The organism is Pantoea sp. EKM20T, from assembly GCF_011800485.1.
GTDB lineage: Bacteria > Pseudomonadota > Gammaproteobacteria > Enterobacterales > Enterobacteriaceae > Pantoea > Pantoea agglomerans.
The window spans coordinates 391919-404865 of record NZ_JAALFW010000002.1 but is presented as its reverse complement, the minus strand read 5'-3'; the positions used below and the strand labels follow the sequence as shown (position 1 = coordinate 404865).

The window sequence follows — 12947 nt, the reverse complement described above, 5'->3', positions numbered from 1 at the left end:
CATACGCCTTATTCACTCCCTCAAACGGGCAGCCTGGCTGCCCGTTTCCTTTCCTCATGATACACTGCCGCCTTTGTCTTAACTGGAATGTGCCCGTGTCAGATGCTTCTTCGCTTTTCCCCGCCGATTTTCTCTCGTTAATTCGCCAGAGCCTGCCCGATGAGGCGAGCCTCGCGCAATTTATTGCCTACAGTCAGCAACCCCTGCGCCGCAGTATTCGCGTCAATACCCTGAAGATCAGCGTGGCTGACTTTCTGAGTCAGACGGCTAATTATGACTGGAAGCTGACGCCGGTGCCGTGGTGCGAAGAGGGATTCTGGATCAGTCGGGAAGATGAGAGCCTGCCGCTGGGCAGCGTGGCTGAGCATCTCAGTGGCCTGTTCTACATTCAGGAGGCCAGCTCCATGCTGCCGGTCACTGCCCTGTTTGACGCTCAGCCAGAGGTCAGCGCCGTGATGGATATGGCGGCGGCACCGGGTTCTAAAACGACCCAGATTGCTGCGCGGATGGGCAATCAGGGCGTTATCCTGGCTAACGAATTCTCCTCCAGCCGGGTAAAAGTATTGCACGCCAATATCAGCCGCTGCGGCGTCAGCAACAGTGCCTTAACGCACTTTGACGCACGGGTCTTCGGGCCAGCCCTGCCGGAACAGTTCGACGCCATCCTGCTCGACGCTCCCTGCTCAGGCGAAGGGGTGATTCGCAAAGATGCTGATGCGCTGAAAAACTGGTCGCTGGCAAGTACGCATGAGATCGCATCGACCCAGCGCGATCTGCTCGACAGTGCCTTCCACGCCCTCAAACCCGGCGGCACGCTGGTTTACTCCACCTGCACCCTGAATCAGATTGAGAATCAGCAGGTCATTGCCTGGCTGCTGGAGCGCTATCCGGACGCTGTTGAGGTCGTAGCGCTCGATGGGCTGTTTGAGGGTGCCGGACAGGCCGCGACGCCCGAGGGCTATCTGCATGTCTTCCCGCAGATGTTCGACAGCGAAGGCTTTTTCGTTGCGCGGCTGTGTAAAACCGCGTCGGTCGAGCCCTTACCGCTGCCGGGCTACAAAGTGGGTAAACTGCCCTTCTCCCACCTCAGCCGCAAGCTGGAAAGTGAGATAGCCCAGGCCGCCGCCGCTGTCTCTCTTAAATGGGATGCGTCGCTGGAGCTGTGGCAGCGTGATAAAGAGATCTGGCTGTTCCCGAAGGCCGTCACCCCGCTGCTGGGTAAAGTGCGGTTCTCGCGCATCGGCCTGAAGCTGGCAGAAACCTTTGCTAAAGGCTATCGCTGGCAGCATGAAGCGGTAATTGCGCTGGCAAAACCGGATGCGGCGCAGACTTTTGAGCTCACCGCAGCAGAGGCGGAAGAGTGGTATCGCGGCCGGGATATCTACCCGGAAACGGAACCTACCCGTAATGAGATGATTGTCACTTATCAGCAGCAGCCGCTGGGGCTGGCTAAAAAAGTCGGCAGCCGTATCAAGAACAGCTATCCGCGGGAGCTGGTGCGCGATGGACGCCTGTTCCGCTGAGTCACTTTATTTGCAGCATCGTCAGATGATTGCCAAACACTGCGCCGGTATCGATGTAATGCAGATTGGCAACCGTCAGCGACCGTTTCAGCGGCGTGTGTCCGAAGTAAAAGGCGTCTGCGCCACGGATGCCCGCCCGTTCGCCTGACTCCATCGCCTCCAGCCGCTGACGGCTCCAGACCACCTGCTGCCAGTCGAGTGGCTTATTCAACGCATATTCCCGGGCCGGATAATCAGCATGAGCAATCACAATAATTCGCTCTTCGAGTTGCAGATGGAGAATCAGCGGCAGCTCACGGCAACGCTGCAAGGCGTGACGCGCCGCAATCAACGCTGCACCACGCAGCCGAAAGAACCAGTCGCCACCGTTCATCTGCCAGAGCGCCATTTCCTGCCCCTGTAGTGCTGAAAGCGCCATCTCCTCATGATTCCCCCGCACGCAGCGAAACCAGGGCTCCTCCAGCAGCGCCAGACAACCCAGGCTGTCGGGACCGCGATCGATGATGTCACCCACCGAAATCAGTAAGTCCTGCTGCGGGTCAAACTGATGCTGCTGCAACAGCGCATCCAGTTCGCAGCGGCAGCCATGCAGATCGCCGACCACCCAGATCCGTCGCCACGCTGCGCCATTCAGGGATTGGTAATACATCGCTACACCCGGCCTTTGTCTGCTGAAAACATCTTCAGAGTATAGTCAGGGCCGACACTGTACTTGCATGACGCGCTGGAAAGCAGAATGCAAATGAGGCTGGCTGAAAGGGTGCAAGGGAGCAAGGGAGCAAGGAGGCCGGGCGAAGCGATTAAAGAGAGGTGAAAGGTGCGTCCCTCCCGGCGCTTATCTCCGGCACTCAGTTAAGGTGGTAGCTCTGTCAGGGACGAAATACATCATAAAGCGATCAGGCGCGACAGGCTATTCTGCCCCCACCATATCTGTAGTCATTTGGGATCAGCTACGCATTTTAGCAGGATATTTCTGCAGTTTCTCTGCCGGACGCACCGGGCGGCGCACCAGCTCACCGCCGCAGTTGGGGCAAAGATGAGTGAGATGCTCAGCACAGTCAGCGCAGAACGTGCATTCAAACGAGCAGATGCGTGCCGACAGAGAAGATGGCGGCAGATCAACGTCGCAGCGTTCACAATTGGGGCGAAGTTCCAGCATGGTGTGACTCCTTAAAAAAGCGGTATGCGCCAGCTTCGCGGTTGCTGACCCCAATGTCGAGCCAGCAACCGGACAAGAGTGTGTCAGATCCGGACATCCTGCTTTAACGGTACAGCCAGCGGCGAGTGGCATCCTGCTTTGTCGCTGCTATTTGTGCCGCTGATCATCAGGAAGGTCATCGGGCAAATCCTCTTCGTCAGCTGTGTCATCGAACTCAGCACTCTCCTCTTCCGGCTCCTGACCGCCCATCGACGCATGAATCACCTCCTCTTCCAGCGTCGGGATCAGCGCGGCACCCAGTGGCGAGGTCGCCAGACTGTCAGGCATCACCACATGCGGCAACGGTACTTCGGTCGTCGGAAGCGGACCCGGCGCACGCACATAACTCAGTCCGCCAATCACCAGCGCACAGAGCATAAAGAAGAGATAGAGCATATTACTGCCCAGCGGCTGCATCAGCGCACCGACCACCAGCGGGCCGATACTGGCGCCAATACCAAACGCCATCAGCAGACAGGCGGTTAACGAGACACGACGATCGGCGGCGACCTGATCGTTGGCCAGCGCCACCTGCAATGGATAGAGCGCAAACTGCATCATGCTGGCGGCAAAGGCGATACCAATCATCCAGTGGAAGGTCAGATGCGGCAGCACCACCAGCGGCACGCAGGCCACGGCAAAGAGCATGGCAATAATGAATAACAGCCGCTGGCGGTCGTAGCGGTCAGAGAGCCAGCTTAGCGGAAACTGCGACACCAGCCCGGCAAAAATCGTGAGACTCATAAAATAACCGGTCTGGCTGGTGGTGAAGCCTTTACTGCTGCCATAAACCGGTGCCAGGCCATAGAACGCGCCAATGGCCATGCCGGTCACCAGGGTGGTGCCGAGCAGTTTGGGAATAGTGCGGATAAAATAGCCCAGCTCCATCGGCGCCGGTGTCATGGGCCGGACGTGAGTGCGGGTGGTCAGTGCAATCGGCACCAGACAGAGCGCGAAACAGAGCGCCACAATCAGCAGCGTGCTCACCCCAAACCCCGATTGCAGGCTCAGTATCACCTGTCCGCCACTGAGTCCAAGGTAGGTGGCGACCATATAGAGGCCGAAAATCATGCCGCGCTGGGAAGATTCCGCCTGATCGTTGAGCCAGCTCTCCAGCACCATGTACTGGCACATCATGCAGAGCCCGATAATCAGACGCAGAAAGACCCACAGCGGAATAAAGTCCGTCAGCCCGTGACCTACAACCGAGGCGGTAATGATCCCGGCACAGGCCACGTAGGCACGGATATGGCCGACGCGGGCAATCAGGTTGTGCCCCACTTTGCCGCCAATCACCAGCCCGATATAGTTGGCCGCGATAATCGCGCCGATCAGCGCACCATTAACCTGCTCACTGGCCAGCCGCAACGAAACGTAGGTAGTCAGTAAACCGGAACCCAGCAGCATCAGAAGCGTAGTGGTATAGAGCGGCAGAAACGTACTGAATATTTTTCCCATATGACTCCCTGTCTACGCTTTTCAGGCATCAGGCCAGCAAAGCCCTAAAGATAGTCGATTTCGGCAGGTGAAGCGGTATTGTTCATGACGACGGTAGCGAAAAAAAAGCCCGCCAGCAATTGCTCACTGACGGGCCCTGATTTAAGCGCTTGGGAAGCTGATGTTGCTGCCCGGCGCTTCACGGTTGAGATGGATGAAGTTCAGGTGTCGCTCATACTGATCCAGTATGTCGATGATCACCTGCTCTTTGCTGTAATCCATTAAGTCGTTACCCTGGCTGCCCTCCATCAGGAAGGTTTCCAGCCGGTAGTAGGTCGACTTACCGCTGCGGGCGCGATAGGTAAAGCCCGGAATCGAATATTGCTGCGGCCAGACCTGATAGATAAAGTCCTGCTCCTCGCCCAGATGGACGCGCAGATCCAGATAGCCAATCGGGTTGCTTTCATCCGCCTCAACACTCTCCAGCGTGACCCGGCCATCCCGCAGCTCCAGCTCTTTCGCCACTTCCTGCATCGCCGGATAGATGGTTTTTTCCATCATCTGCTGGGTATAACGCGAGCCTGGGTAGTTCATCAGGCGCGACAGACGCTTCTTCCAGGTCAGGCGATCGGTCGCATGAGCCAGATAGGGCGCGGTGTCGCGCGTGGCGCTGGCCCGACGGTGATCTTCAATCTTAAGGGATTTAAACAGCCCCGCCATGACAAAGAAGATAACAAAGCTGAACGGCAGCCCCATGATCACCGTGGTGTTCTGCAAGGCAGTGATACCGTTGGTCATCAGCATGCTCAGGGTCAGTACCCCAATCGCCACAGACCAGAAGATACGCAGCCAGTTCGGTGCATCACTGTTGATATCTTTCAGTCGCGAGGTGAAGTTACCCAGCACCAGCGAGCCGGAATCCGCCGAGGTGACGTAGAACAGCATACCGGTGATCGTCGCAACCGAGGCGCTGAGTTTAAACGCCGGATACTGCGCCAGCAGGCTGTAGAAGCCGCGCTCCGCATGGTTCATCACTTCCTGCGCAAACTCCGTATTGCCGTGGATGATCTGATACAGCGCGGCATTACCGAACACTGACAGCCACAACAGCGTAAAGGTGAACGGAATAATCAGCGTGCCCAGCACGAACTCACGGATGGTACGACCGCGTGAGATACGCGCCAGGAACAGGCCGACAAATGGCGACCAGGCCACCCACCACGCCCAGAAGAAGAGCGTCCAGCTGTTCATCCACTGGGTCGGACGATCAAAGGCAAAGGTATTGAGCGTCATGCCCATGAAGCGATTGATGTAATCCCCGACGTTCAGCACCAGCGCATTCAGCAGGAACTCGGTGTTGCCGAAGAACAGCACAAACAGAATCAGGCCCAGCGCCATCACCACGTTCAGCTCAGAGAGAATACGGATCCCTTTATCGACGCCCGACGTGACAGAAATGGTGGCGATCACCACGGAGAGGACAATCAGCGCGGCCTGCGCGGTCAGGCCTTCCGGGATATCAAACAGCACTTTGAGGCCATAGTTAAGCTGCACGACCCCGATGCCGAGCGTGGTGGCGATACCAAAGATGGTGCCGACCACGGCGGCGATATCTACGGTGTGGCCAATCGGGCCATAGATGCGTTTACCAAAGATAGGATAGAGCGCGGAACGGATGGTGAGCGGCAGGTTATAGCGATAGCTGAAGTAGCCTAGCGCGATGCCCATCAACGCATACATTGACCAGCCGGTCAGTCCGTAGTGGAACAGCGTCCAGACCATCGCCTGGCGGGCCGCTTCCATCGTCTGCCCTGCCCCCTCCGGCGGCTGCATATACTGCGTCACCGGCTCGGCGACCGAGAAGAACATCAGGTCGATGCCGATGCCGGCGGCGAACAGCATGGCAGACCAGCTAAGGACGCTGAACTCGGGTTTGGAGTGCTCAGGCCCGAGCTTGATCGAACCAAAGCGTGAGCAGGCCATATACAACACAAAAACAATATAGAGCGTGGCAGCCAGCATGTAGTACCAGCCGAAGGTGGCGGAAACCCAGTTTACCGCCTTGAGGATCCAGCTCGCGGCCAGTTCACTGTAGAGAATCGTCACAAGTGAAAACGTCAGAATCAATCCGGCAGAGGTATAAAATACAACGGGATTGAGTCTGTCTTTTTCACCGGCAGGTGGATTATTCATCGGTTACCTCTGGTTAATGTCCTGAAAATACGCAATGGATAAGTCTTGCCGTCCACGGCTTTCCGGCCGTGCGGCCCTGTTTCGTTCTGTCACTTCCTGTTAATCGCTCAGGCATACCAGCCTATTTTAGCACTCATTGCCGTTTCGCTTTCGCTACATTTAAAGAACAGCATCCTAACAAAGTTTCTTTTTATATTGAACGTGCAATCAAAAAAAGTTTAAATAGGGGCTCGATTTGAGGGTGGAGCTGGAGCTATGCCAAAGGTAGGGATGCAGCCGATACGTCGTCGGCAACTGATTGATGCGACCCTGAGCACGATTAATGAAGTGGGGATTAATGATGCCACTATCGCCCAGATCGCCCGTCGGGCGGGGGTATCCACCGGCATCATCAGTCACTATTTCAAGGATAAGAACGGCTTACTGGAAGCCACGATGCGTGATGTGACGCGTCAACTGCGGGAGGCGGTACTGTCGCGGTTAGAACCGCTGGCCGGTGCCTCTGCAGAACAGCGGTTGTGTGCCATCGTTGAGGGTAATTTTGATGATACCCAGGTGCACACGGCAGTGATGAAAGCCTGGCTCGACTTCTGGTCGAGCAGCATGCATCAGCCCCAGCTTAATCGCCTGGAGCGGGTCAGCAGCCGGCGGCTCTACTCAACGCTGGTGGTCGAATTCCGGCGTGAACTGCCGCTGGAGAAGGCACGTCTGGCCGCACATGGGCTGGCTGCCCTGATAGATGGTCTGTGGCTGCGCGCCGCGCTGAGCGGTAAGCCATTTAACCCGGTCATCGCCCTCACACTGACCACCCAATTCATCCGTCAGCAACTGGCTGGCGAGCACGAATAACGGAAGGAGAAAACATGTCCCGATTCACCGAGCAGAAACTCTACATCGATGGCGCTTATGTTGCCGCAACGTCTGGCGAAACGTTCCAGACGATTAACCCGGTCAACGGCGAAGTGCTGGCAGAGGTTCATGCCGCCGGCCAGGAAGATGTCAATCGCGCCGTTGCTGCCGCCAGAAAAGGCCAGAAAGTCTGGGCCGCGATGACCGCCATGGAGCGCTCGCGCATCCTGCGTCGCGCCGTCGATATTCTGCGTGAGCGTAATGATGAGCTGGCAGAGCTGGAAATGCTCGATACCGGTAAGCCTTACAGCGAAACCTCAGCGGTCGATATTGTCACCGGCGCAGACGTGCTGGAGTATTACGCCGGTCTGGTTCCGGCGCTGGAAGGTCAGCAGATCCCACTGCGTGAAACCTCCTTTGTTTACACCCGTCGCGAACCGCTGGGCGTGGTAGCTGGTATCGGTGCCTGGAACTACCCGATTCAGATCGCCCTGTGGAAATCCGCGCCCGCGCTGGCAGCGGGTAACGCGATGATTTTCAAACCGAGTGAAATGACCCCGCTTACTGCCCTGAAGCTGGCGGAAATTTACACCGAAGCGGGCCTGCCGGATGGCGTGTTCAACGTGCTGCCGGGCATCGGTTCAGTCACCGGTCAGTTGCTCACTGAGCATCCTGGCATCGACAAAGTCTCCTTCACTGGTGGCGTCGTCAGCGGCAAAAAAGTGATGGCCAATGCAGCAGGTTCAACGCTGAAAGAGGTCACCATGGAACTGGGCGGTAAATCACCGCTGATCATCTTTGACGATGCCGATCTCGATCTGGCCGCCGACATCGCCATGATGGCGAACTTCTACAGCTCCGGTCAGGTCTGCACCAACGGCACCCGCGTCTTTATTCCTGCAAAACTGCAGGCCGCATTCGAGGCAAAAATCAGCGAACGCGTTGCCCGCATTCAGGCAGGCGATCTGCGTGACCCGGCGACCAACTTTGGTCCGCTGGTCAGCTTCAGCCATCGCGACAATGTGATGCGTTATATCGAATCCGGCATCGCTGAAGGCGCACGCGTACTGTGCGGCGGCAAACGTCTGACCGGTGGCGATTTCGACCAGGGTGCATGGGTTGCACCAACCGTGTTCACCGACTGCCGTGATGAGATGAAGATTGTGCGTGAAGAGATCTTCGGACCGGTCATGTCGATCCTGAGCTACGAAAGTGAAGAAGAAGTGATCCGCCGCGCCAACGACACCGAATTTGGTCTGGCCGCCGGGCTGGTGACGCAGGATCTCAATAAGGCGCACCGCGTGATTCATCAGATCGAAGCAGGAATCTGCTGGATTAATACCTGGGGCGAATCAGCCGCAGAGATGCCAGTGGGGGGTTACAAGCACTCCGGCATTGGCCGTGAGAATGGCCTGATGACGCTGCAGAGCTACACCCAGGTGAAGTCAGTGCAGGTTGAGCTGACGCGTTTTCAGTCAGTCTTTTAATCACTTAACCTGAGGAACGATGAATGGAATTTGATTACATTATTATTGGAGCCGGATCCGCAGGAAACGTTCTGGCTACCCGTCTGACCGAAGAGAGCAACGTGAGCGTCCTGTTGCTGGAAGCGGGCGGCCCGGATTACCGCTTTGATTTTCGCACTCAGATGCCTGCGGCCCTCGCCTTCCCGTTACAGGGAAAACGCTATAACTGGGCTTATGAAACCGAGCCAGAGCCTTACATGAACAATCGCCGCATGGAGTGTGGTCGCGGCAAAGGTCTGGGCGGTTCATCACTGATTAACGGCATGTGTTATATCCGCGGTAACGCGATGGATCTCGATAACTGGGCCAGCGAACCTGGACTGGAGAACTGGAGCTATCTGGACTGCCTGCCCTACTACCGTAAAGCGGAAACCCGCGATATCGGCCCGAACGATTTCCACGGCGGCGACGGCCCGGTGTGCGTTGCAACGCCTAAAGCGGGCAATAACGTGCTGTTTGAAGCGATGATTGAGGCGGGCGTACAGGCGGGTTATCCGCGCACTGACGACCTTAATGGCTATCAGCAGGAAGGTTTCGGTCCGATGGATCGTACCGTCACACCAAACGGTCGTCGCTCCAGCACCGCGCGTGGCTATCTCGATATGGCCAAAGGCCGCGCCAACCTGAAGATCATCACGCACGCCACCACCGATCGCATCATCTTCGATGGCAAGCGTGCGGTCGGCGTGGAGTACCTGCAGGGCGACAGCAACACCATCAACAAAGTGACCGCGCGCCGTGAAGTGCTGCTGTGTGCCGGCGCTATCGCCTCGCCGCAGATCCTGCAGCGTTCTGGCGTGGGTTCTCCTGAGCTGCTGAAACAGTTCGACATCCCGCTGGTTCACGACCTGCCGGGCGTGGGTGAAAACCTGCAGGACCATCTGGAGATGTATCTTCAGTATGAGTGTAAAGAACCGGTCTCAATCTATCCGGCTCTGAAGTGGTGGAATCAGCCGAAAATCGGTGCAGAGTGGATGTTTAACGGCACCGGTATTGGTGCCAGCAACCAGTTTGAAGCGGGTGGCTTTATCCGCAGCCGCGAAGAGTTCAGCTGGCCGAACATTCAGTATCACTTCCTGCCGGTGGCGATTAACTACAACGGTTCCAACGCGGTTGATGCCCACGGCTTCCAGTGTCACGTTGGCTCGATGCGTTCTCCAAGCCGCGGTCATGTACGCCTGAAGTCACGCGATCCGCGTCGTCATCCGGCCATTCTGTTTAACTACATGTCGCATGAGCAGGACTGGCATGAGTTCCGCGATGCGATTCGCATCACGCGCCAGATCATCAATCAGCCAGCACTGGATAAGTACCGTGGCCGTGAAATCAGTCCGGGACTGGATTGCCAGACAGATGAGCAGCTGGATGAGTTCGTGCGTAACCACGGCGAAACCGCTTATCACCCGTGCGGCACCTGTAAGATGGGTAACGACCCGATGTCCGTCGTTGATGGCGAAGGTCGTGTGCATGGACTGGAAGGCTTACGCGTGGTCGATGCGTCGATTATGCCGCTGATCATCACCGGTAACCTGAACGCCACCACTATCATGATTGGCGAGAAGATTGCCGATAAGATTCGTGGGCGCGATCCGTTGCCGCGCAGCACCGCCGCTTACTATGTTGCGGGTGATGCGCCCGTTCGCACGGTTCCGCAGCGCGCTGAATGATACGTGACAGCGTCACTTAATAATAGCCGGGCACTTCTGTTGCCCGGCTATTTTTTTCATTACGGTTTACCACACATCCTTTTCCACACTTCACCCTTTTCAAATCATCAAACCTTAACAGACATCAAACAAAGCAGCATCTGCTGTTGATTTGGTGATGTGCAGAATGCTATAAATCCAGCGTCTATTTAACCGGAGGCACTATCCGTCCACTGATGAGAAGCAACAATGTGGATGTGTTGTAAATTTTATGAGCAGAATGTTCATGTCAAACCCCCTGCATTCCCCCTCTTGCCTTTCTGGCTGGAACGCCGCCGATCAGCACTGGCGTAACGCCCTGTAGTCCCCTCACCACTTCGAACTGTTCTGAGTCTGCCCGCACATTGTGCGTTGTTGCAGGTCGTCCTTTATCGTTGCTGGAGAGCACCCATGCGCGCCTGGGTTTTATTATCACTCGCTATTGTTACTGAAATTATTGGTACCCTTTTTATGAAATGGTCCAGCCTCAATGGCAGCCATTCCGGCTACCTGATGATGCTGGGCATGATTGCCTGTTCTTATATTCTGCTGAGTTTCGCCATTAAACGTATCGCCCTGGGCGTGGCTTATGCGCTGTGGGAAGGTATCGGCATCATGCTGATTACGTTATTCAGCGTGCAGCTCTTTGGTGAAACGCTGTCAGCGCTGAAAATCTGTGGGCTGGTGACGCTGATCGTCGGAATTGTGTTGATCAAAACCGGCACCCAATCATCAGCGGAGGTTAATCATGCTCATCGCTGATCTTGTTCATGCGTCCTGGCTGGCGCTGGCTATCGTGCTGGAGATTGCCGCTAACATATTCCTTAAATATTCTGATGGGTTTAAGAAACCGCTGTACGGTCTGCTTTCACTTTGCTGTGTCCTGCTCGCGTTCAGCGCACTCGCTCAGGCGGTCAAAGGTATCGATCTCTCGATCGCCTATGCGGTCTGGGGCGGTTTTGGGATTATCGCCACTGTCGCGGCCGGATGGGTGTTGTTTGGCCAGCGGCTGAACCGCAAAGGCTGGGCCGGCCTGACCCTGTTGCTGGCCGGTATGATCCTGTTAAAACTGGCCTGATCCACCATTTCAATCAGTGATATTGATTAAGGGTGTGCCACTGCACGCCCTTAACTTCCTGTGCTTTCCCGCCCTGTTTGGGTTGATTTCCCCCACTTACCTGTGCTCGGAATCTTCTTACTTTTGTAAAGGCCCGTTTACATATCTGTTGCCTTGAGGCTTAGTGAGCGCCGAAGGTCGGATAAAAACGAGGAATAGTTATGTCTGCAACACGAGGTTGGTCTACGGAGCTGGAGGGATTACGCGGCATCGCTTCTCTCTGGGTATTAGTTGGCCATATCAGCTTACTGGTTCATTGCCATATCACGCTTATTTCATCCCCTGGCATCGGGGTCGATCTGTTTATTCTGTTATCGGGTTATCTGATGGCGAAAAACTACGTCGAGCGTCAGCAGAAAGAGCCGTGGCAGAGCACAGAGACCATCAAGAAGTTCTGGATCCGGCGCTTCTTCCGCATCGCCCCGCTCTACTATCTGCTGTTAATCATCGCCCTGATTTATGGCCCGTGGTTTGGCGAGATGCGTGACACCATTGCTCATTTCTATTCCGGCACCGCCACTGAGTCGTCGCGTTACAACGACCAGTCGCTGGCAAACATCCTGACCCACTTCAGTTTCCTGTTCGGCCTGCTGCCCGAATATGGTTTTAATACCGTGCTGCCTGACTGGAGCATCGGGCTGGAGATGCAGTTCTATCTGCTGTTCCCGTTCATCATGCTGGTGACGCTGCGCTTTGGTTATGCCGCCTCGCTGATTGGCATCATGGCGCTCTGCTGCGCTGGCCGGTATGTGCTGGCAGATTATTATGAGGCGTTTGAGATGCCTTCAATGATCCTGATAAAGCTGAATATGTTCCTGTCGGGGATGCTGCTGGCCGAGGCGATTCGCCGTAAATCCCTGCTCTACGTCGCTTTTGCGCTGCTCGGCCCGGTCGCCAGCGTGGCGATGGGCCTGGGCGCGATTAAGCTGCAGGTGATTATGGAGGCGCTGATGATCGTCGGTATGACGGCGATTCTGTGGCAATACCCGCAGGGCAGCCTGATGGCAACGCTGATTGCTCTGCCGCGTAAGCTGCTGAACAACCGTCTCAGCACCTGGCTGGGCGACGTGTCGTTTTCTGTCTACCTGCTGCATCTGCTGATTGTAATCCCGCTGATCGCACTGCTGCTCAATCACACCGACATTGAGTTTAAGAGCGACATGATGCGCTTCCTGATTGTCTGCGTCTCTGCCATCCCGGTGACCTATGCGCTGGCCTCTTTACTCTATAAGTATGTTGAGAAGCCCGGCATTCAGATTGGTAAGCGCGTGCTGAAGCCGAAGCTGGCCGATCAGACCAGCTGAGTTTTTAACGCAGGCCATCCCTTTCTTAAAAGCCCCTGACTCCGGGGCTTTTTTTTTGCCAGGAAAAGCGCAATTGGCTGTGATAACGAGCCTGCTCAGGCATTGATTAAGCCCG

At 56.1% G+C, this 12947-nt stretch carries 11 protein-coding genes; 7 read left to right on the top strand and 4 right to left on the bottom strand.

Annotated elements, in window-relative coordinates; genetic code table 11:
* Positions 1 to 95: 95 nt before the first annotated feature.
* Positions 96 to 1523 (top strand): 16S rRNA (cytosine(1407)-C(5))-methyltransferase RsmF, encoded by a 1428-nt coding sequence (rsmF, locus tag HFD94_RS05100; protein WP_207712416.1) that lies wholly within the window; start codon positions 96 to 98, stop codon positions 1521 to 1523.
* A gap of 1 nt (position 1524) precedes the next feature.
* On the opposite strand, the gene HFD94_RS05095 is transcribed toward rsmF, so the two are convergent.
* The 4 genes from HFD94_RS05095 to HFD94_RS05080 form a co-directional block, all read right to left on the bottom strand.
* Positions 1525 to 2172 (bottom strand): metallophosphoesterase, encoded by a 648-nt coding sequence (locus HFD94_RS05095; RefSeq protein WP_167432852.1) that lies wholly within the window; start codon positions 2170 to 2172, stop codon positions 1525 to 1527.
* Between the two features lie 297 nt (positions 2173 to 2469).
* Positions 2470 to 2682, bottom strand: coding sequence for a DUF1272 domain-containing protein (locus HFD94_RS05090; RefSeq protein ID WP_132499946.1), 213 nt, complete (start codon positions 2680 to 2682; stop codon positions 2470 to 2472).
* Between the two features lie 147 nt (positions 2683 to 2829).
* On the bottom strand, positions 2830 to 4179 hold the full coding sequence (locus HFD94_RS05085; protein WP_167423287.1) for an MFS transporter: 1350 nt from the start codon (positions 4177 to 4179) through the stop codon (positions 2830 to 2832).
* Between the two features lie 141 nt (positions 4180 to 4320).
* The gene (locus tag HFD94_RS05080; protein WP_010258753.1) at positions 4321 to 6351 is read right to left on the bottom strand and encodes a choline transporter; all 2031 of its coding nucleotides are present in this window, start codon (positions 6349 to 6351) and stop codon (positions 4321 to 4323) included.
* Between the two features lie 255 nt (positions 6352 to 6606).
* Here HFD94_RS05080 and betI point away from each other — a divergent pair, with 255 nt between their 5' ends.
* From betI to HFD94_RS05050, 6 genes are all read left to right on the top strand, one after another.
* Positions 6607 to 7200 (top strand): transcriptional regulator BetI, encoded by a 594-nt coding sequence (gene betI, locus HFD94_RS05075; RefSeq protein WP_010258750.1) that lies wholly within the window; start codon positions 6607 to 6609, stop codon positions 7198 to 7200.
* 14 nt (positions 7201 to 7214) lie between these two features.
* A complete protein-coding gene (gene betB, locus HFD94_RS05070) occupies positions 7215 to 8687 on the top strand; it encodes a betaine-aldehyde dehydrogenase (RefSeq protein WP_010258746.1) in 1473 nt (490 codons plus the stop codon).
* Between the two features lie 23 nt (positions 8688 to 8710).
* Positions 8711 to 10393, top strand: coding sequence for a choline dehydrogenase (betA, locus tag HFD94_RS05065; protein ID WP_010258743.1), 1683 nt, complete (start codon positions 8711 to 8713; stop codon positions 10391 to 10393).
* A gap of 429 nt (positions 10394 to 10822) precedes the next feature.
* Entirely contained in the window at positions 10823 to 11173 is a 351-nt protein-coding gene (gene mdtJ, locus HFD94_RS05060; protein WP_010258741.1) for a multidrug/spermidine efflux SMR transporter subunit MdtJ, read from the top strand.
* Positions 11160 to 11489, top strand: coding sequence for a multidrug/spermidine efflux SMR transporter subunit MdtI (gene mdtI, locus HFD94_RS05055; RefSeq protein WP_010258739.1), 330 nt, complete (start codon positions 11160 to 11162; stop codon positions 11487 to 11489). The genes mdtJ and mdtI overlap by 14 nt, the downstream gene beginning before the upstream one ends.
* A gap of 200 nt (positions 11490 to 11689) precedes the next feature.
* Positions 11690 to 12832 (top strand): acyltransferase, encoded by a 1143-nt coding sequence (locus HFD94_RS05050; RefSeq protein ID WP_010258734.1) that lies wholly within the window; start codon positions 11690 to 11692, stop codon positions 12830 to 12832.
* Positions 12833 to 12947: the final 115 nt, after the last annotated feature.